The 19,019-nt window shown below is 67.8% G+C and carries 16 protein-coding genes and 1 pseudogene; 8 read left to right on the forward strand and 9 right to left on the reverse strand.

Annotated elements, in window-relative coordinates; translation table 11 throughout:
- Nucleotides 1–3: 3 nt before the first annotated feature.
- Nucleotides 4–762, reverse strand: a complete 759-nt coding sequence (locus ACFOJE_RS07120; RefSeq protein WP_377813611.1) for a slipin family protein — start codon at nt 760–762, stop codon at nt 4–6.
- Nucleotides 763–772: 10 nt separating this feature from the next.
- Entirely contained in the window at nt 773–2,179 is a 1,407-nt protein-coding gene (locus ACFOJE_RS07125) for an NfeD family protein (protein ID WP_377813612.1), read from the reverse strand.
- A gap of 241 nt (nt 2,180–2,420) precedes the next feature.
- Between ACFOJE_RS07125 and yccS the strand changes: the two are divergent.
- From yccS to ACFOJE_RS07145, 4 genes and pseudogenes are all read left to right on the forward strand, one after another.
- Nucleotides 2,421–4,592: pseudogene (yccS, locus tag ACFOJE_RS07130) on the forward strand (YccS family putative transporter); the annotation flags it as partial.
- A gap of 179 nt (nt 4,593–4,771) precedes the next feature.
- Nucleotides 4,772–5,455 (forward strand): hypothetical protein, encoded by a 684-nt coding sequence (locus ACFOJE_RS07135; RefSeq protein WP_377813613.1) that lies wholly within the window; start codon nt 4,772–4,774, stop codon nt 5,453–5,455.
- Between the two features lie 120 nt (nt 5,456–5,575).
- Nucleotides 5,576–6,979 (forward strand): cytochrome B6, encoded by a 1,404-nt coding sequence (locus ACFOJE_RS07140; protein WP_377813614.1) that lies wholly within the window; start codon nt 5,576–5,578, stop codon nt 6,977–6,979.
- 126 nt (nt 6,980–7,105) lie between these two features.
- Entirely contained in the window at nt 7,106–7,588 is a 483-nt protein-coding gene (locus tag ACFOJE_RS07145) for a GreA/GreB family elongation factor (RefSeq protein WP_377813616.1), read from the forward strand.
- Between the two features lie 12 nt (nt 7,589–7,600).
- Here the strand turns inward: ACFOJE_RS07145 and ACFOJE_RS07150 are convergent, their stop codons facing one another.
- Both ACFOJE_RS07150 and ACFOJE_RS07155 read right to left on the reverse strand, forming a co-directional pair.
- Nucleotides 7,601–8,527, reverse strand: a complete 927-nt coding sequence (locus tag ACFOJE_RS07150; RefSeq protein ID WP_377813618.1) for a DUF808 domain-containing protein — start codon at nt 8,525–8,527, stop codon at nt 7,601–7,603.
- A 168-nt stretch (nt 8,528–8,695) separates the two neighbouring features.
- Nucleotides 8,696–8,974 carry a DUF3509 domain-containing protein gene (locus ACFOJE_RS07155; protein WP_377813619.1) on the reverse strand — a complete coding sequence of 93 codons (279 nt, stop codon included), beginning with the start codon at nt 8,972–8,974 and terminating at the stop codon, nt 8,696–8,698.
- Between the two features lie 463 nt (nt 8,975–9,437).
- Between ACFOJE_RS07155 and ACFOJE_RS07160 the strand changes: the two genes are divergently transcribed.
- The gene (locus ACFOJE_RS07160; RefSeq protein WP_377813621.1) at nt 9,438–9,701 is read left to right on the forward strand and encodes a DUF2790 domain-containing protein; all 264 of its coding nucleotides are present in this window, start codon (nt 9,438–9,440) and stop codon (nt 9,699–9,701) included.
- Nucleotides 9,702–9,766: 65 nt separating this feature from the next.
- Here ACFOJE_RS07160 and ACFOJE_RS07165 read toward each other — a convergent pair whose 3' ends face one another.
- From ACFOJE_RS07165 to tkt, 5 genes are all read right to left on the reverse strand, one after another.
- Nucleotides 9,767–10,219, reverse strand: a complete 453-nt coding sequence (locus ACFOJE_RS07165) for a hypothetical protein (RefSeq protein ID WP_377813622.1) — start codon at nt 10,217–10,219, stop codon at nt 9,767–9,769.
- A 59-nt stretch (nt 10,220–10,278) separates the two neighbouring features.
- Nucleotides 10,279–11,343, reverse strand: a complete 1,065-nt coding sequence (fba, locus tag ACFOJE_RS07170) for a class II fructose-bisphosphate aldolase (RefSeq protein WP_377813623.1) — start codon at nt 11,341–11,343, stop codon at nt 10,279–10,281.
- 143 nt (nt 11,344–11,486) lie between these two features.
- A complete protein-coding gene (locus ACFOJE_RS07175) occupies nt 11,487–12,647 on the reverse strand; it encodes a phosphoglycerate kinase (protein ID WP_377813624.1) in 1,161 nt (386 codons plus the stop codon).
- Between the two features lie 12 nt (nt 12,648–12,659).
- Nucleotides 12,660–13,709: an erythrose-4-phosphate dehydrogenase gene (epd, locus tag ACFOJE_RS07180; protein ID WP_377813625.1), complete on the reverse strand. Its 1,050-nt coding sequence runs from the start codon at nt 13,707–13,709 to the stop codon at nt 12,660–12,662.
- 105 nt (nt 13,710–13,814) lie between these two features.
- Nucleotides 13,815–15,812, reverse strand: a complete 1,998-nt coding sequence (gene tkt / locus ACFOJE_RS07185) for a transketolase (protein WP_377813627.1) — start codon at nt 15,810–15,812, stop codon at nt 13,815–13,817.
- A gap of 235 nt (nt 15,813–16,047) precedes the next feature.
- On the opposite strand from tkt, the gene ACFOJE_RS07190 reads away from it, so the two are divergent.
- The 3 genes from ACFOJE_RS07190 (at nt 16,048) to dnaG (ending at nt 19,019) form a co-directional block, all read left to right on the forward strand.
- Nucleotides 16,048–16,491, forward strand: a complete 444-nt coding sequence (locus ACFOJE_RS07190) for a GNAT family N-acetyltransferase (protein ID WP_377813628.1) — start codon at nt 16,048–16,050, stop codon at nt 16,489–16,491.
- A gap of 241 nt (nt 16,492–16,732) precedes the next feature.
- A complete protein-coding gene (gene rpsU / locus ACFOJE_RS07195) occupies nt 16,733–16,948 on the forward strand; it encodes a 30S ribosomal protein S21 (protein WP_003085057.1) in 216 nt (71 codons plus the stop codon).
- A gap of 106 nt (nt 16,949–17,054) precedes the next feature.
- Entirely contained in the window at nt 17,055–19,019 is a 1,965-nt protein-coding gene (gene dnaG / locus ACFOJE_RS07200; protein WP_377813629.1) for a DNA primase, read from the forward strand.

Raw genomic sequence — 19,019 nt, forward strand, 5'->3', positions numbered from 1 at the left:
CCTTCAGCCGCGCTCGCCCGGCTCCTTGAGGGCATGCAGCAGCTCGATCGGCAGCGGGAAGACGATGGTCGAGCTCTTGTCGCCGGCGATGGTGCCCAGGGTCTGCAGGTAGCGCAGCTGCATGGCGCCGGACTCGCGGGCCAGCATCTGGGCGGCCTGCATCAGCTTCTCCGAGGCCTGCAGCTCGCCCTCGGCGTGGATCACCTTGGCCCGCCGCTCGCGCTCGGCCTCGGCCTGCCGGGCGATGGCGCGGACCATAGACTCGTCCAGGTCGACGTGCTTGATCTCCACATTGGCCACCTTGATCCCCCAGGCGTCGGTCTGCGCGTCGAGCACCTGCTGGATGTCGGCGTTGAGCCGCTCGCGCTCGGCCAGCATGTCGTCCAGCTCGTGCTTGCCGAGCACCGCGCGCAGGGTGGTCTGCGCCAGCTGGCTGGTCGCCATGTGGTAGTCCTCGACCTGGATGATCGCCTTCTGCGCGTCCAGCACCCGGTAGTAGATCACCGCGTTGACCTTCACCGAGACGTTGTCGCGGGAGATCACGTCCTGGGTCGGCACGTCGAGCACGATGGTCCGCAGGTCGACCCGCACCATCTGCTGGATGCCCGGAATCAGGATGATCAGCCCCGGCCCCTTGACCTTCCAGAAGCGGCCGAGCTGGAACACCACGGCACGCTCGTATTCGCGCAGGATGCGGAAGGCCGACATGAACAGCGCGATCAGCAGCGCGAGGATGAAACCGAAGCTCAGTTCGAAGCCCATTTCGATCTCCTTATGGGGTGAGTTGCCCGGCCGCCGCGACCTCCAGCAGCAGCCCCCGGCGCGCCACCACCCGCACCATCCGGCCGGGCTCGAGGGGCAGCGCGCAGCGCACCTGCCAGCGCTCGCCCTGCAGCTGCACCCAGCCGGCGTGCGGGTCGTCGCGCTCCACCGCGAGCACCGGCGTCTCGCTGCCGACCAGCCCGGCGTCGCCGCACTGCAGGGCGCGCCGGCGCGTCTTCAGGGCCATGCCGACGATGAAGACGATCAGCGCGGCGCTGGCCACGCCCAGGGTCAGGATCAGCGGCAGCGGGATGCCGAAGCCGGGCACCTCGGTGTCGATCAGGATCACCGCGCCGATGACGAAGGCCGCCACCCCGCCGATGCCGAGCACGCCGAAGCTGGGTACGAAGGCCTCGGCCACCATGAAGGCAATGCCGAGCAGGATCAGGCCAACCCCGGCGTAGTTCACCGGCAGCAGCTGCAGGGCGTAGAGGGCGAGGATCAGACAGATGCCGCCGAGCACGCCGCCGACGCCGAAGCCGGGGGTGGTGAACTCGAAGATCAGCCCGTAGACGCCGAGCATCATCAGCATCAGCGCCACGCTGGGGTCGGTGATCACCGCGAGGAAGCGGGTGCGCCAGTCCGGCTCGTGGCGGACCAGGGTCGCGCCGGTGGTCTCCAGCCTGGCCATGCCCTCGGCCACGGCGAAGCGCTTGCCGTCGAGCTGGTGCAGCAGGTCGGGCAGGTCGACGGCCAGGTGGTCGATCACCTTCAGCCTCAGGGCCTCCTGGGCCGGCAGGCTGACCGCCTCGCGCACCGCCCGCTCGGCCCACTCGGCGTTGCGCCCGCGCAGCTGGGCCAGGCCGCGGATGTAGGCGGCGGCGTCGTTGACCTGCTTGCGGCCCAGGGCATCGGCTGACTCGGGGGCGGCCGGGCGCTCCGGCTCCGGCGCGCCCGGATGTCTGCCTTTTTCCCTTTCCGGGGGTTCGCGCGGCTGCTCCGGCGGCGCACCGGGCAGCCCGCCGATCTGCACCGGGGTGGCGGCACCCAGATTGGTGCCCGGCGCCATGGCGGCGATATGGCTGGCGTAGAGGATGTAGGTGCCGGCGCTGGCCGCCCGCGCGCCGCTGGGCGAGACGTAGCTGGCCACCGGCAGGGGGCTGGCGAGGATCGCCTTGATGATCGAGCGCATCGAGGTGTCCAGGCCGCCCGGGGTGTCGATCTCGATCACCACCAGCTGGGCGCCCTCCTTCTGCGCCCGGGCCAAGCCGCGGATCAGGTAGTCGGCGCTGGCCGGGCCGATCGGACCGTCCACCGACAGGACCGACACCGGCGGCACAGCGGCGACGGCCGGCAGCGCGGCCAGCAGCAAGGCCAGCGCCAGAGCCCGGCGGAGGAGGCGGACGGAAACGGGCATGGGGTTTCCGGTTGGCGAGGAGGGTCGATAGGAAAAGGATAGACGAGGGGCTCGGCTCGAAGCCTCTGGACGGGTGCCGGTGCGTCATCACGCGGTGAGGGCCGGGCGCGTCCTGGGGAAAGTGCTTGCCAGCAGCGCCGGAGACAGCTGCCAAGACCGACGAGAAACCGTACGGCTCGGGGCCTCCCCCGCCTTCCCCCCGATGTCTACAATAGCCAGCCCTCACCACCAGGCCGACCCCATGCATTCGACCTCCCTGCGCCAGTCCCTGCGCCAGCTCTGGGCCCACGACACGTTCGGCTACAGCCTGCGGGTGTTCATCGCCCTCGCCGGCAGCATGACGCTGTGCTGGCTGCAGGGCCGCATGGACCTGCTGATCCCGCTGTTCCTCGGCATCATCGCCAGCGCCCTGGCGGAGACCGACGACAGCTGGCAGGGCCGCCTGCTGGCCCTGCTGGTGATCCTGGCGTGCTTCGCCGCGGCGTCCTTCGCCGTCGAGCTGATATTCCCCTATCCCTGGCTGTTCGCCGTCGCCCTGCCCCTGTCCAGCTTCAGCCTAACCATGCTCGGAGCGCTGGGCGAGCGCTACGCCACCATCGCCTCGGGCACCCTGATCCTGTCGATCTACACCATGATCACCGTGGACCAGCGCGGCGAGTCAAACCCGGACATCTGGCGCGAACCGCTGCTGCTGCTCTCCGGCGCCGCCTGGTACGGCCTGCTCTCGGTGCTCTGGCAGGCGCTGTTCACCCACCAGCCGGTCCAGCAGAGCCTGGCCCGCCTGTTCCGCGAGCTGGGCCAGTATCTGAAGATCAAGGCCGGGCTGTTCGAGCCGCTGCGCCAACTCGACGTGGAAGGCCGCCGGCTGGCCTTGGCGCAGCAGAACGGCCGGGTGGTGGCGGCGCTCAACGCGACCAAGGAGATCATCCTGCATAGGGTCGGCAACGGCCGCCCGGGGCCGAAGGTGAGCCGCTACCTGAAGCTGTACTTCCTCGCCCAGGACATCCACGAGCGCGCCAGCTCCTCGCACTACCCCTACAACGAGCTGGTGGAGGCCTTCTTCCACAGCGACGTGCTGTTCCGCTGCCGCCTCCTGCTGCGCCAGCAGGGCAAGGCCTGCCAGGCCCTGGCCCGGGCCATCGAGCTGCGCCAGCCGTTCGACTACAGCAACCAGGCCCAGGCCCTGGACGACCTGCAGGCCTCGCTGGCGCACCTGCACCTGCAGAGCAACCCGGCCTGGCGCGGCCTGCTGCGCTCGCTGCGGGCGCTGGCCGGCAACCTCGCCACCCTCGACCGCCTGCTGCGCGACGCCAGCAACCCCGACGCCCTGGCCGATGCCCAGGACAGCAGCCTGCTCGACCGCGAGCCGCAGTCGCTGAAGGACGCCTGGATGCGCATCCGCCAGCAGCTGACGCCGACCTCCCGGCCGTTCCGCCACGCCCTGCGCCTGGCCGTCGCCCTGACCGCCGGCTACGGCGTGCTGCACGCCATCCACCCGAGCCAGGGCTACTGGGTCCTGCTGACCACAGTGTTCGTCTGCCAGCCCAACTTCGGCGCCACCCGCCGCCGCCTGAGCCAACGCATCGTCGGCACCGTGCTCGGCCTGGTGGCCGGCTGGGCGCTGTTCGACCTGTTCCCCAACCCGCTGGTGCAGTCGCTCTTCGCGGTGGCCGCCGGGGTCGTCTTCTTCGCCTCCCGGGCCCGCCACTACACCCTGGCGACCATCGCCATCACCCTGCTGGTGCTGTCCTGCTTCAACCAGGTCGGCGACGGCTACGGGCTGATCTGGCCGCGGCTGGTGGACACCCTGATCGGCAGCCTGATCGCCGGCCTCGCGGTGCTGCTGATCCTGCCCGACTGGCAGGGCCGCCAGCTGAACCGGGTGCTGGCCGCCAACCTGACTTGCAACGCCCGCTACCTGCGCCAGCTGATGCAGCAGTACAGCAGCGGCAAGCGCGACGACCTGGCCTACCGGCTGGCCCGGCGCAACGCCCACAACGCCGATGCGGCGCTGTCCTCGACCCTGTCCAACATGCTGATGGAGCCCGGCCATTTCCGCCGCGAGGCGGACACCGGCTTCCGCTTTCTGGTGCTCTCGCACACCCTGCTCGGCTATCTTTCCGCCCTCGGCGCGCACCGCCAGGCGCTGCCCGAGGAGACCCGCCGGCAACTGATCGACGGCGCCGCCGCGCAACTGGCCGACAGCCTCGAGGAAATCGCCCGCAGCCTGGACGAGAAGCGTCCGCTGGCGGTCCGCAGCGAGGCCGAGGAAAGCCTGACCCGGTCCCTGGAGCAACTGCCCGACGAGCAGGAGGACGACCCGCTGCGCGTGGTGCAGACCCAGCTGGCGCTGATCGGCCGCCAGCTCGGCCCGCTGCGCCGGCTGGTCGCGCAATTGCTGGGCGAGAGCCGCGACGAGGCCGTTCCCCCGGCGCGGACGACGGAAACGGACGAACAGAAAAAGGTTACGAACAGCCGGTCGGGCTGATGACAAACCGGTGACGACTGGCTCATGCTCTTCCCGCCTGGAAGCACTCCGGCTGCCGGACGGCGGCCGGGACAACGACATGCCCGTTCAAAGGATTGAAAAGCATGAAGAGCACCACGAGACCGCTGGTCATCACCTTCGCCCTCCCCATCGTCCTGCTCGCGGGGGTCGGCATCGCCGACGCCCTCGGCCTGGCCGGCGTCGAACAGTTCGTCATGGACGTGTCGTCCATCGCCGGCCTCCATCCGCTGTCGGGCATGCTGTCCGATCTGGGCATCCTGCTCTGGTGCGCCAGCGCCGCGATCAGCCTGTTCGCGCTGTTCTCCCTCGAGCGCAGGAACGGCGAAAGCGCCCGCTTCCTGCTGGCGGCCGCCCTGCTGTCGCTGTACCTGATGTTCGACGACCTGTTCCAGATCCACGAACGCCTGGCCCCCGACTATCTTAGCGTGCCGGAAAAACTCGTGCTCGCGACACTGGCGCTGTCCCAGCTGGCCTTCCTCGTCGCCTTCCGCCGGCTGATCCTGCGCACCGGCTGCCTCTTCCTCGTCCTGGCGCTGGGCTTGTTCGCCCTGTCGCTGGCCGCGGACCTCGGCCACTTCGCCTCGCACGGGGCGGCGCTCCTGGTTGAGGAAGGCTGCAAGTGGCTGGGCATCGCCGCCTGGTGCAGCTACCACGCGCAGACCGCCCATCGGCTGCTGATCGAGGACACCGCCAGCCGGCGATCGAGCGCCCCCGCCACCGCCGCCGGGGCGGAGCAGACTAGGCAGCCGCTCCTGGCCGCCGGCTGACTCGGGCGCCCGGCGTGCAGCCGGGCACCCGAGCGGGTCCTCCCTCGGCGCCCGCCTCGTCTATACCTAACCTCGCCACATGCAGTTCCTTTCCCACGAACGCATCCCGTGGAGGTATCCATGAGTCGATCAGCCCCAGCGGGGCAACTGGGCCGGGCGCTGCCGCTCGTCCTGACCCTGGCCCTGGGCGGCGCCGCCGGCGCCGCCCAGGAGGAGAAACCGACCAGCTACCTTCCGGTGGCGATCACCGAGGATTTCCACAGCGTCATGCAGCGTCTGGCAGGCGAGAAGGACAAGGTCATGCAGACCCAGAAGGCGTTGCTGGAGCAGCGCTACGACCTCGCCGACCGCCCCGTCGAAGGCGTCACCATGAGCCGCGGCAAGCCGGTGCAGGGCGGCGTGCGGGTCAAGCTGCCCATGGGCACCAGCTGGCACGAACTGGCCGGCCTCGGCCCCGACCAGATCCGCCAGCGCAAGCTGTTCCCGGCCGGCTTCCTGCCGCTGCCCCATCCCAAGCACGGCGAAGGCGGCATGCTCTTCCCGAAGTTCGCCATCGACGAGATCAACCGCCAGGAACAGCGCGACCTGACCCGCTTCGACCTGGACTTCGACCTGCCCGACCGCTTCCTGCCGGAATTCCCCGCGCCGATCTACCTCACCACCCGGCCCGACCTGGGCGACGTGTCCCAGGGCAAGCTGGTGACGCTGATGAACTTCAACGAGCTGTTCAACGGCATCCTCAATCCGAAGCAGCTGGAAGGCCTGCGCCTGTTGCTCACGCCCTTCCCGCAGCAGCAGTTCAACGCCACCGAGGACCGCCGCAGCGAGCATCCGCACCGCGGCGTGGCCTGCTTCGACTGCCACGCCAACGGCCACAGCAACGGCGCCACCCACCTGGTCGGCGACATCCGCCCGCAGGAGCTGCGCCACCGCCTGGACACCCCGCCGCTGCGCGGAGTGAACATCCAGCGCCTGTTCGGTTCGCAGCGGGCGCTGAAGTCGGTGGAGGACTTCACCGAGTTCGAGCAGCGCGCCGCCTACTTCGACGGCGATCCGGTGATCGCCACCAAGAAGGGGGTGAACGTCCTGGAGCGCGGCAGCCAGGTGCACTTCATGGGCGAGTTCCAGAACATCCTGGACTTCCCGCCGGCGCCCAAGCTGGACGTCGAGGGCCGGCTCGACCCGGCCAAGGCCAGCGAGCAGGAGCTGCGCGGCGAGCAGGTCTTCCACGGCAAGGGCGGCTGCGCCGGCTGCCACGCGCCGCCCTACTACACCGACAACCTGATGCACAACCTGCGCACGGAGCGCTTCTTCGAGCCGCAGACGATCAACGGTCGCCTGGCCAAGGCCGACGGCCCGATCAAGACCTTCCCCCTGCGCGGCATCAAGGACTCCCCGCCCTACCTGCACGACGGTCGTCTGCTGACCCTGGACGACACCGTGGAGTTCTTCAACCTGGTCCTGCAGCGCGGCCTGAGCCAGGAGGAGAAGGCCGATCTGCTGGCCTTCCTGCGCACCCTGTAGCGCCTCCGGCAGGACTGCGGGCGGACCGTGCCGCCCGCGGCGCCAGCGCTTTCCGGCACGGCGGGCTGTCGTCCGCCGGCCGGCACGGGAATAATCTCCCGCCCACCGTCGCACCGATATCCGCCCATGACCAAAGACCGAGCCCTCACGCTGATCCTCGCCCGCCTGGAGCAAGACCTCGACCTGGCCTCGCGCGCCGCGCAGGCCGCCCACGAAGCAGCGACCCACGAGGAAAGCGTCGCCGAGAACAAGTACGACACCCGCGGCCTGGAGGCCTCCTACCTGGCCGCGGGACAGGCGCGGCGGGTCGAGGAGTTCCGCCTGGCCCTGCAGCGCTACCGGGCGCTCCGGCTGCGCCCGTTCGACGCCGCGCGGGGCATCGAGCTGAGCGCGCTGGTGCGCCTGGGCGACGACCGGGGCGGCGAGCAGACCCTGTTCCTCGGCCCGGATGCCGCGGGCCTGCGCATCGCCGACGAGGGCGGATCGTTCATGGTCATCACCCCGCACTCGCCGCTCGGCCAGCGCCTGCTGGGCCGGGACGCGGGCGACGAGATCGAGCTGCAGCTGGGTGCGGCGTGCCAGCGCTACCAGGTGCTGGACGTCGCTTGAGGAGGGAAGGAATCAGCGGCCGAGGATCTTCTTCACCAGGCTCACGCCGACCAGCACCAGACCGCCAGCGATGATGCCGACGCCGGCGTTGATCAGCGTCGGGGTCAGGGCGTTGAGGACGGTGCCCAGGGTCGGCAGGTTGCCGGCATCGACCTCCAGACCGTGCAGCAGGTGGCCGAGGACCGGCAGGCCGTGCACCAGGATGCCGCCGCCGACCAGGAACATGGCCGCGGTGCCGATCACCGACAAGGCCTTCATCAGCCAGGGCGCGGCGGCCAGGACCCACTGGCCGAGCCGGTTCTGCAGCACGCTCGGCTGGCGCTCCAGGTACAGCCCGAGGTCGTCGAGCTTGACGATGCCGGCGACCAGCCCGTAGACACCGAGGGTGACGACCAGCGAGACGCCCGCCAGCACGATGAGCTGGGTAGCCAGAGCCGCACCGGTCACGGTGCCGAGGGTGATGGCGATGATCTCCGCCGAGAGAATGAAGTCGGTGCGCACCGCACCCTTGATCTTGTCCCGCTCGAAAGCGGCCAGATTGATGTTCGGGTCGGTCAGCGCCGCGGTCAGCTGGCCGTGCTCGGCCTGGTTCTCGGCCCGGCTGTGGATCAGTTTGTGCACCAGCTTCTCGAAGCCCTCGTAGCAGAGGAAGGCGCCGCCGAGCATCAGCAGCGGAGTGACCAGCCAGGGCACGAAGGCGCTGATGAGCAGCGCCGCCGGCACCAGGATCAGCTTGTTCAGCAGCGAACCCTTGGCCACCGCCCAGACCACCGGCAGCTCGCGCTCGGCCTGCACGCCGGTGACCTGCTGGGCGTTGAGGGCGAGGTCGTCGCCGAGCACCCCGGCGGTCTTCTTCGCCGCGAGCTTGGTCATCACGGACACGTCGTCGAGCAGGGTGGCGATATCGTCGATCAGGGTGAGCAGGCTGCTGCCGGCCATGGGAAACTCCTTGTAGTGGATAGCCAGACAGTCGCCGTGCCCGGCCGGGCAGGCCAGTAAAACAGGTCGCCGAGCCGGAGCAAAGCCATGCCGCCGGCTTCCGGGCCGATTGTGATCCAGTCGACAAGAGCGCGGGCGGAACGGCCTGCGGGCCTCCCGCCCGGAGGTTCAGCGGTATTCGTAGCGGGGCAGCCGGATGCGGCTCTGGCTTTGCAGCGCCGCGATCGCCGGAGCCTGGCCGGCCTCTATGGCCAGATCGCGGCGCACCGAACCGATCACCCAGTCGAGCTGCAGCCGGCTCTGCACCTGCCCGTAGGACAGCGCCCGGCGGAGCACCGGGCGTCCGCCCTGCTGCAGGCTGAGCAGCAGGCTGCCATCCGGACGGTGCTGGGTGACGACGTCGAACTCGGGAAACGCAGTGCTGAGGATGTCCTCTACCTGCTTCATGGCAACGACTCCGCTGGTTGACCCGTGGGCCTGCTGTTCAGCAGCCTTCATGCCAACCGAAGATGGCCGGCGGATCAACGGGTTGCGTCGGAATCTCCCGGCAGAGGCCATGCAAAATGCAAGATGCCCGCCGAACGGAACGTGCAAATTGCCCTGTCGGCGCCATCCGTCGGCTCCTTTTCCGTCATGGGAACCTGCCTGGGCGAGCGACCGCCAGGAAGGCCGGAATAGCCGCTTAGCATATGTTTATTACAGACTGTTTACTGACAGTTCAAAGATCTTGATCTCAAAGCCGGTTTTTCCTCAATAAAAGCGCTCGTAAACTTGCTCGCACCTGAAAAGGGAAAGCGAAACACCATCTTACGAGGCTTAAGCAAACGACCTCCGGATGTTTCGCGGTCGCTTCAGTAGAAGTACGAAACAACTGGGGCTCGCAAAGTTTGCAAATCTCGGTACCGACAGAATGAAAGTGTTACTGGCTCTGATGATGGCCGCCACCTCGGGCTTCGCTCTCGCCACCGAAACCGCCGAAGCCGCGGACGCCCAGTCCCAACCCGCCCTCGAGCACTACAGCTATTCGAGCAAGCTGGACATCGCCCGGGTGATCGACCAGACCCCCATTCCCGCCGTCTGCGCGGTCGTCCCCCGGCAAATGACCTACGAAGACCACCAGGGCCATCGGCATACCGTCGAATACCTGGTGATGGGGAACGGCTGCACGCCGTGACGCCCCGGCAGTAAACCGCCCAAGCCCCTGTCCGCAGGGGCTTTTTCTTTTCCAGCGGCGACGGATCAGGGCTTGAGCCTGCAGTCGCGCCGCGGATCGCCGGGCAGGACGCAGGGTTCGCCGGCCAGGTAGCGGCGATAGATGGCCCGCAGCTCGGCATGGGTGTAGCGGCATTGCCGGCGCAGGCAGACGCTGTCGAAGCGGAAACGGCTGTCGGCTTCCGGCAGGCGGATGCGGATGGCCGGCCATTCCCCGCGGGCCGCATCGCCGGGGGTGAAGATCAGGCTGCCCTGGCGCTCGGGCCGGAGCCTGCTCAGGTAGGCGTAGTCGTAGACGAACAGCAAGGTGCGGGCGGACTTGAGCGAGCAGTCGATGCTGTTCTGGCAGGTCTGCGGGTCCTCCGCCGCGCCGGAGCGGACAGCGGGCGCGACGGCGGTCGGCGGCTCGCCGGAGGGACGACTGACGCAGCCGGCCAGCAGGCCGATGGCGAGGAAGACCACGGGAAGTCGCGAGCTCACGGTACTCTCCGAAAGACGAAAGCCCCGCCTAGGCGGGGCTTTCGAGGGGACGCGCCGGATCAGTTGACCTTGGCGGTCAGCTCGCCCTTGGCGTAGCGCTGGCACATACCTTCCAGGGAGATCGGCTTGATCTTGGAGGCGTTGCCGGCGGTGCCGAAGGCTTCGTAACGGGCGATGCAGATGTCGCGCATGGCTTCGATGGTCTTGGCGAAGAACTTGCGTGGATCGAACTCGCTCGGCTGCTCGGCCATCATGCGGCGCATGGCGCCGGTGGAGGCCAGGCGCAGGTCGGTGTCGATGTTGACCTTGCGCACGCCGTGCTTGATGCCTTCGACGATCTCCTCGACCGGCACGCCGTAGGTTTCTTTGATGTCGCCACCGTACTGGTTGATGATCGCCAGCCACTCTTGCGGCACCGAGGAGGAACCGTGCATCACCAGGTGGGTGTTGGGGATGCGCTTGTGGATTTCCTTGATGCGCTCGATGGCCAGCACGTCGCCGGTCGGCGGCTTGGTGAACTTGTAGGCGCCGTGGCTGGTGCCGATGGCGATGGCCAGGGCGTCGACCTGGGTGGCCTTGACGAAGGCCGCGGCTTCTTCCGGATCGGTGAGCATCTGGCTGTGGTCGAGGGTGCCCTCGGCGCCGATGCCGTCTTCCTCGCCTGCGGTGCCGGTTTCCAGGCTGCCCAGGCAGCCCAGCTCGCCTTCCACCGACACGCCGCAGGCGTGGGCCATGGCCACGGTCTGCTGGGTGACGCGCACGTTGTAGTCGTAGTCGGCCGGGGTCTTGCCGTCTTCGCGCAGCGAGCCGTCCATCATCACAGAGCTGAAGCCCAGCTGGATGGAGCGCTGGCAGACGTCAGGGCTGGTGCCGTGATCCTGGTGCATGCACACTGGAATGTGCGGGAATTCTTCGATGGCGGCGAGGATCAGATGGCGCAGGAAGGGGGCGCCGGCGTACTTGCGGGCACCGGCGGAAGCCTGGACGATCACCGGGGAGTCGGTCTTGTCGGCCGCTTCCATGATGGCGCGCATCTGCTCGAGGTTGTTGACGTTGAAGGCCGGCACGCCGTAGCCGAATTCGGCGGCGTGATCCAGCAGCTGACGCATGCTGATAAGTGCCATCTACAGTAGCTCCCAGTAAGGATCTTATGATCGGGGTCCAGCCTGCCGCGACGACAGGCCGGATTCAAGTGTTCGGGGATTGCTGGCGGATACCCGCTCTGGCGTAGGGTGGGCAAGGCTACGCCGTTGACCACCCTACGGCATCACTTGGCGCACTCTTCCAGCACCGCCACGGCCGGCAGGACCTTGCCCTCGACGAACTCGAGGAAGGCGCCGCCGCCAGTGGAAATGTAGGAGATCTGCTCGGCCACACCGTACTTGTCGATGGCCGCCAGGGTATCGCCGCCGCCGGCGATGGAGAACGCCGGGCTGGCGGCGATGGCCTGGGCCAGCACCTTGGTGCCGTTGCCGAACTGGTCGAACTCGAACACGCCGACCGGACCGTTCCACAGGATGGTCTGCGAGGCCTTGAGCATCTCGCCGAACATCGTCGCGGTCTGCGGGCCGATGTCAAGGATCATGTCGTCGTCGGCCACCTCGCTGACGGCCTTGACGGTGGCCTCGGCGGTTTCGGCGAATTCCTTGGCGACCACCACGTCGACCGGCAGCGGCACGGCGACCTTGGCGGCGATGGCCTTGGCGGTGTCGACCAGATCGGCCTCGTACAGCGACTTGCCGACCTTGTAGCCGGCCGCGGCCAGGAAGGTGTTGGCGATGCCGCCGCCGACGATCAGCTGGTCGCAGATCTCGGCCAGCGAGTTGAGCACGTCGAGCTTGGTGGACACCTTGGAGCCGGCGACGATGGCGACCATCGGACGGGCCGGCTTGTCGAGGGCCTTGCCCAGGGCTTCCAGCTCGGCGGCCAGCAGCGGGCCGGCGCAGGCGACCTTGGCGAACTTAGCGACGCCGTGGGTCGAGCCCTCGGCGCGGTGGGCGGTGCCGAAGGCGTCCATGACGAACACGTCGCACAGCGCGGCGTACTTCTGCGCCAGCTCGTCGGCGTTCTTCTTCTCGCCCTTGTTGAAGCGCACGTTCTCGAACAGCACGATTTGGCCCGGCTGCACATCGACGCCGCCCAGGTAGTCCTTGACCAGCGGCACTTGGCGGCCGAGGGCTTTGGACAGGTACTCGGCGACCGGCTTGAGACTGTTCTCCTCGGTGTATTCGCCTTCGGTCGGACGGCCCAGGTGCGAGCAGACCATCACCGCGGCGCCCTTCTCCAGGGCTAGCCGGATCGTCGGCAGGGAGGCCTGGATACGCGCATCGCTCGTCACCACGCCGTCCTTCACCGGCACGTTGAGGTCTTCGCGGATCAGCACGCGCTTACCCTGGAGGTCGAGGTCGGTCATCTTCAACACGGTCATGGAGAACAGTCCTTACTGGAGGTCGGCTTCGGCGGCGCGCAGAAAATGGCTGGCGACGTCGAGCATGCGGTTGGCAAAACCCCATTCGTTGTCGAACCAGGCCAGCAGGTTGACCAGCCGGGGGCCGGAAACGCGGGTCTGGCTGCCATCGACGATGGCCGAATGGGGGTCATGGTTGAAATCGCAGCTGGCATGGGGCAGCTCGGTGTAGTCCAGCAGCCCCTTGAGCGGGCCATGTTCGGCAGCCCGGCGCAGCACCTGGTTGATTTCCGCGGCGGAGGTGTCGCGCGACGTCTGCAAGGTGATGTCCAGGCAGGAAACGTTCACAGTGGGCACGCGGACGGCCTTGGCCTGGATGCGCCCGGCGAACTCCGGCAGCAGACGCTCGATCCCCCGCGCCAGCCCGGTGGACACCGGGATCACCGACTGGAAGGCCGAGCGCGTGCGGCGCAGATCCTCGTGGTGATAGGCGTCGATAACCGGCTGGTCGTTCATCGCGGAATGGATGGTGGTGATGGAGACGTACTCCAGACCCACTGCCTCGTTCAAAAGTTTCAACAGCGGCACGCTGCAGTTGGTGGTGCAGGAGGCGTTCGACACCAGCCTCTCGCAACCGGAGAGGCGCGCCTGATTGACGCCATAGACGATGGTGGCGTCGACATCGGCCTCGCTGGCCATCGGCTGGGAGAACAGCACCCGCGGCGCGCCGGCGGCCAGGAAACGCTCGCCGTCGGCGCGGGTGTGGTAAGCGCCGGAGCACTCCAGCACCAGGTCGATGCCGAGCGCGGCCCAGTCGACGCCTTCCGGCACGCGCTGGCGCAGCACCCTGACGCTGCTGCCGTTGAGATAGAGGCAGTCTCCTTCCACCCGCACCTCGCCGGGGAAGCGGCCATGGGTGGAGTCGAAGCGGGTCAGGTATTCGACGCTGGCCTGGTCGGCCAGATCGTTCAGGGCGACGATCTCTAAGCCGTCCCGCGCGCCTCGCTCGTGGAAGGCGCGCAGGACGCAGCGACCGATGCGGCCGTAGCCGTTCAGGGCGACGCGGAAGGGACTGTTGGGCATGGGCGCTCTTGTTCGTTCTGCGGACGGGTGGCGCCTGGGCCGGCGCTGCCACCCGACGGAAGCCTGTGGGCGGATGGCGCCGGCGCCATCCGTCGCTGCGACAGGTCAGTCTTCCAGCAGTTCCTCGGCCGTGGCCAGCACGTTGTCCAGGGTGAAACCGAAGTGCTCGAACAGCGCCGCGGCCGGACCGGACTCGCCGTAGCTGGTCATGCCGATCACTCGGCCGTCGAGCCCCACGTACTTGTACCAGAAGTCGGCATGGGCGGCCTCGATGGCGATCCGCGCGCCGACCTCGACCGGCAGCACCGACTGCTTGTAGGCGGCATCCTGGCGGTCGAACACGTCGCTGGAGGGCATGGAGACTACGCGCACCTTGCGCCCTTGCCCGCTCAGCTTGTCGCAGGCCTGGACGGCCAGCCCGACCTCGGAGCCGGTGGCGATGAGGATCAGTTCCGGCTCGCCGGCGCAGTCCTTGAGCACATAACCGCCGCGGGCGACATCGGCCAGTTGGCGGGCATCGCGCACCTGGTGCGGCAGGTTCTGCCGGCTGAAGACCAGCGCGCTCGGACCGTCGGTACGCTCGACGGCGCACTTCCAGGCGATCGCCGACTCCACCGCGTCGCACGGGCGCCAGGCATCCAGGTTCGGCGTGCAGCGCAGGCTGGCCAGCTGCTCGACCGGCTGGTGGGTCGGGCCGTCCTCGCCGAGGCCGATGGAGTCGTGGGTGTAGACGAAGACCACCCGCTGCTTCATCAGGGCCGCCATGCGCACGGCGTTGCAGGCGTACTCCATGAACACCAGGAAGGTGGCGCCGTAGGGGATGAAGCCGCCATGCAGGGCGATGCCGTTCATGATCGCGCTCATGCCGAACTCGCGCACGCCGTAGTGCAGGTAGTTGCCGGAGGCATCCCCGGCCTTGACCGCCTTGCAGCCCTTCCACAGGGTCAGGTTGGAGCCGGCGAGGTCGGCCGAGCCGCCGAGGAACTCGGGCAGCAGCGGCCCGAAGGCGTTGAGGGCGTTCTGGCTGGCCTTGCGGCTGGCGATGGTCTCGCCCTTCTCGGCGATCTCGGCGATGTAGGCGGCGGCCTTCGTGCCGAAATCGGCCGGCAGATCGCCCTTCATGCGCCGCTGGAACTCGGCGGCCAGTTCCGGATAAGCGGCCTGGTAGGCGGCGAAACGCTGGTTCCAATCGGCCTCGCGGGCGCTACCGGCGGCCTTGGCGTCCCACTCGGCATAGATCTCGGCGGGGATTTCGAACGGCGCGTGATTCCAGCCCAGGGCGGCGCGGGTCAGCGCGATCTCGTCGGCACCCAGCGCGGCGCCGTGGCACTCTTCCTTGCCCTGCTTGTTCGGCGAGCCGAAGCCGATGATGGTCTTGCAGCAGATCAGGGTCGGCTGGTCGCTCTTGCGTGCCGTCTCGATGGCAGTCTTGATCTCGTCGGCATCGTGGCCGTCGACGTTGCGGATCACCTGCCAGCCGTAGGCCTCGAAGCGCTTCGGCGTGTCGTCGGTGAACCAGCCCTCGACCTCACCGTCGATGGAGATGCCGTTGTCGTCGTAGAAGGCGATCAGCTTGGACAGCCCCAGGGTGCCGGCCAGGGAGCAGACTTCATGGGAAATGCCTTCCATCATGCAGCCGTCGCCGAGGAACACGTAGGTGTTGTGATCGACGATGGTGTGGCCGGGACGGTTGAACTGCGCCGCCAGCACCTTCTCCGCCACGGCGAAGCCGACCGCGTTGGCAATGCCCTGACCGAGCGGACCGGTGGTGGTCTCGACGCCAGGGGTGTAGCCGTATTCCGGGTGCCCCGGGGTGCGGCTGCCGAGCTGGCGGAAGCTCTTCAGGTCGTCGATGGACAGGTCGTAGCCGGTCAGGTGCAGCAGCGAATAGATGAGCATCGAGCCGTGACCGTTGGACAGCACGAAGCGGTCGCGATCCGCCCATTGCGGGTTGGCCGGGTTGTGCCGGAGGTAGTCGCGCCACAGCACTTCGGCGATGTCCGCCATCCCCATGGGGGCGCCAGGGTGGCCGCTGTTGGCTTTCTGCACGGCATCCATGCTGAGGGCACGGATGGCATTGGCTCGCTCACGACGGCTGGGCATCGCTGAATCTCCTGCGGGGGCTGAATCGAACAAAGACGCCTATTTTCGCCCACGCGAGGGGCGCGCGGCAACGACAGAAAAAGACGCGAGCAGGCGGCCATTCACCGGCCGCCGCCTTTCCAATGGACAAAGCCCCGGTCATTTCGTCGGCAGCGGCTTGTCGGCACCGGGCAGATCGCCACCAATACGCTAAGAACATGGCGCATACTGCCTCCCCCAACCATCGGAATCGCCCATGGACATCCGCACCGCAGTCCTCGCCGACATCCCGGCGCTATGCAGCCTGCTCGATCAGCTGTTCGCCCAGGAGGCCGAGTTCAGCCCCGACCGTGCCGCCCAGGAGAGGGGGCTGAGCGAGATCATCCGGAACGCCACCACGGGCGAGATCCTGGTCGCCTGCGAGTTCGGCCGAATCATCGGCATGGTCAACCTGCTGTATACGGTTTCCACTGCGCTAGGGGCGCCGGTGGCCCTGCTGGAAGACATGGTGGTGGATACCGCTGCCCGCGACCGCGGTCTCGGCACTCAGTTGCTGGAAGCCGCGATCGCCACTGCCAAGTCCCGGGGCTGCCGACGCATCACTCTGTTGACCGATGCCGACAATGCCGATGCCCAGCGCTTCTATGCCCGCCAGGGCTTCGCCCGTTCGTCGATGATTCCCCTGCGCCTACCGCTCTGAGCGCATGCCGAGAGCGGGCGCCCGGCATGCGCCGAACCCGCTGCTACATTGGCCCGGCGAGCACTCGCGAAACCCGGGGCGCCCCATCCGCAACGCGGGAGCGCCGCATGGGGAGCGCTTCGGGGCTTTGCATTCGTGCGACAAATCGGTAATATCCGCACCCTTGAAAAGAGACGTTCTCCGGTGCCGAATGCCAGGAGCGCGCGCTCAAACACCGGTCAATTGTTTAAGGTAGCCCTGGATGCCCGCCGTCAAAGTTAAAGAGAACGAACCCTTCGACGTAGCCCTGCGTCGCTTCAAGCGCTCCTGCGAAAAAGCCGGCGTTCTGGCCGAAGTTCGCAGCCGCGAGTTCTACGAGAAGCCCACTGCCGAGCGCAAGCGCAAAGCCGCCGCCGCCGTGAAGCGCCACGCCAAGAAAGTGCAGCGCGAGCAGCGTCGCCGCGAGCGCCTGTACTAAGTTACAGCACCCCTCGCACGCTTCACCGAAGCCCGGCTAAAAACCGGGCTTTTGGCGTTTCTGACCACTTGATCGACGCCAACGCACCGACCCCAGCGGACCCCCAATGGCCGGACTGATCCCCCAAGGCTTCATCGACGACCTGCTGAACCGCACCGACATCGTCGACGTGGTCGGCTCGCGCGTCCAGCTGAAGAAGAGCGGCAAGAACTACAGCGCCTGCTGCCCGTTCCACAAGGAAAAGACCCCCTCCTTCACCGTCAGCCCGGACAAGCAGTTCTATTACTGTTTCGGCTGCGGTGCCGGCGGCAACGCCCTGGGCTTCATCATGGATCACGACCACCTGGACTTCCCCCAAGCGGTCGAGGAACTGGCCAAACGCGCCGGCCTGGAAGTCCCCCACGAAGAAGGCAGCCGCAGCACCAGACCGCGCCAGAGCGTCGACTCGCCGCTCTATCCGCTGCTGGAGGCGGCCGCCGAATTCTATCGCCAGGCCCTGAAGAGCCATCCGGCGCGCAAGGCGGCCGTCGACTACCTCAAGGGTCGCGGACTGTCCGGCACCATCGCCCGCGACTTCGCCCTCGGCTTCGCCCCGCCCGGCTGGGACAACCTGCTCAAGCACCTGAGCGGCGACGCCCTGCAGCAGAAGGCGATGATCGAGGCAGGCCTGCTGATCGAGAACGCCGAGACCGGCAAGCGCTACGACCGCTTCCGCGACCGAGTGGTCTTCCCCATCCGCGACAGCCGCGGCCGGGTCATCGCCTTCGGCGGCCGGGTGCTCGGCGACGACAAGCCCAAGTACCTCAACTCCCCGGAAACCCCGGTGTTCCACAAGGGCCAGGAACTCTACGGCCTTTACGAGGCGCGCAAGAGCAACCGCGACCTCGACGAGATCATCGTGGTCGAGGGCTACATGGACGTCATCGCCCTGACCCAGCAGGGGCTGCGCAACGCCGTCGCCACCCTCGGCACCGCCACCAGCGAGGAACACCTGAAACGCCTGTTCCGCCTGGTGCCGAGCGTGCTGTTCTGCTTCGACGGCGACGCCGCCGGACGCAAGGCCGCCTGGCGCGCCCTCGAAGCCACCCTGCCGAACCTGCAGGACGGCCGCCGGGCGCGCTTCCTGTTTCTGCCCGAAGGCGAGGACCCGGACAGTTTGGTGCGCGCCGAAGGCAGCGACGCCTTCAGGGCCCGCCTCGAACAGCAGGCCCAGCCGCTGGCCGACTACTTCTTCGAGCAGCTTGGCCGGGAAGCCGATCCGCGCTCGCTGGAAGGCAAGGCGCACCTGGCGACCCTGGCTGCCCCACTGATCGAGAAGATCCCCGGCGCCAACCTGCGCGCCCTGATGCGCCAGCGCCTCGGCGAAATCACCGGTCTCAGCGGCGAGGCACTGAGTCGCCCCCACGCACCGGGCGCCGCCATCACCCAGGACGCCCCTCCGCCCTACCCGGAAGAGGCCTATTACGATGCCGCGCCGGACCATGGCTATGCAGACTACTCCGGATTCGCCGACCACGAGCCGACCGCGCCCTTCGAACGCCAGCCCCAGAACAAGGGCCAATGGAAGAAAGATGGCAGGAAATGGAAGAGCAAGGGGCGCGGCGACTTCCAGCCGCGCACCCCGCGCACGGCGGTCAGCGTCGAGCCGCCGAACCTGAGCGCACTGCGCACGCTGCTGCATCATCCGCAACTGGCTCAGAAGGTCGAGGACGCCAGCCATTTCGCCAGCGAAGACGACACTTATGCCCAGCTGCTGGTCGCCCTGCTGGAAGCCCTGCAGAAGAATCCGAATCTCAGCCCGCTGCAACTGATCGCCCGTTGGCACGGCACCGAGCAGGGTCGGCTGCTGCGCGCTCTGGCGGAAAAGGAATGGCTGATTTCGACCGACAACCTTGAACAACAGTTTTTCGACACTATAACTACGTTAGCGGCACGTCAGCGCGAGCGCAGCCTCGAGCGCCTGCTCAGCAAGGCCCGACAGGGCGAACTGAGCACGGAGGAGAAAGATCAGCTGCGCGACCTGCTCAGCCGGAGAGCCGCCCCCGTCCCCCCGACCTCAACTGGCGCGTGA

Source organism: Azotobacter bryophylli (assembly GCF_042643485.1).
In the GTDB taxonomy this organism is placed as follows: Bacteria; Pseudomonadota; Gammaproteobacteria; order Pseudomonadales; family Pseudomonadaceae; genus Azotobacter; species Azotobacter bryophylli.

What these genes read in the sequence shown, in the direction of transcription:
- epd (WP_377813625.1), bottom strand. Translation starts at nt 13,709, where the DNA reads ATGCCCAACAGTCCCTTCCGCGTCGCCCTGAACGGCTACGGCCGCATC.
- ACFOJE_RS07125 (WP_377813612.1), bottom strand. Translation starts at nt 2,179, where the DNA reads ATGCCCGTTTCCGTCCGCCTCCTCCGCCGGGCTCTGGCGCTGGCCTTG.
- ACFOJE_RS07140 (WP_377813614.1), top strand. Translation starts at nt 5,576, where the DNA reads ATGAGTCGATCAGCCCCAGCGGGGCAACTGGGCCGGGCGCTGCCGCTC.
- ACFOJE_RS07160 (WP_377813621.1), top strand. Translation starts at nt 9,438, where the DNA reads ATGAAAGTGTTACTGGCTCTGATGATGGCCGCCACCTCGGGCTTCGCT.
- ACFOJE_RS07190 (WP_377813628.1), top strand. Translation starts at nt 16,048, where the DNA reads ATGGACATCCGCACCGCAGTCCTCGCCGACATCCCGGCGCTATGCAGC.
- ACFOJE_RS07145 (WP_377813616.1), top strand. Translation starts at nt 7,106, where the DNA reads ATGACCAAAGACCGAGCCCTCACGCTGATCCTCGCCCGCCTGGAGCAA.
- ACFOJE_RS07120 (WP_377813611.1), bottom strand. Translation starts at nt 762, where the DNA reads ATGGGCTTCGAACTGAGCTTCGGTTTCATCCTCGCGCTGCTGATCGCG.
- ACFOJE_RS07155 (WP_377813619.1), bottom strand. Translation starts at nt 8,974, where the DNA reads ATGAAGCAGGTAGAGGACATCCTCAGCACTGCGTTTCCCGAGTTCGAC.
- tkt (WP_377813627.1), bottom strand. Translation starts at nt 15,812, where the DNA reads ATGCCCAGCCGTCGTGAGCGAGCCAATGCCATCCGTGCCCTCAGCATG.
- dnaG (WP_377813629.1), top strand. Translation starts at nt 17,055, where the DNA reads ATGGCCGGACTGATCCCCCAAGGCTTCATCGACGACCTGCTGAACCGC.
- ACFOJE_RS07150 (WP_377813618.1), bottom strand. Translation starts at nt 8,527, where the DNA reads ATGGCCGGCAGCAGCCTGCTCACCCTGATCGACGATATCGCCACCCTG.
- fba (WP_377813623.1), bottom strand. Translation starts at nt 11,343, where the DNA reads ATGGCACTTATCAGCATGCGTCAGCTGCTGGATCACGCCGCCGAATTC.
- ACFOJE_RS07135 (WP_377813613.1), top strand. Translation starts at nt 4,772, where the DNA reads ATGAAGAGCACCACGAGACCGCTGGTCATCACCTTCGCCCTCCCCATC.
- ACFOJE_RS07175 (WP_377813624.1), bottom strand. Translation starts at nt 12,647, where the DNA reads ATGACCGTGTTGAAGATGACCGACCTCGACCTCCAGGGTAAGCGCGTG.
- rpsU (WP_003085057.1), top strand. Translation starts at nt 16,733, where the DNA reads ATGCCCGCCGTCAAAGTTAAAGAGAACGAACCCTTCGACGTAGCCCTG.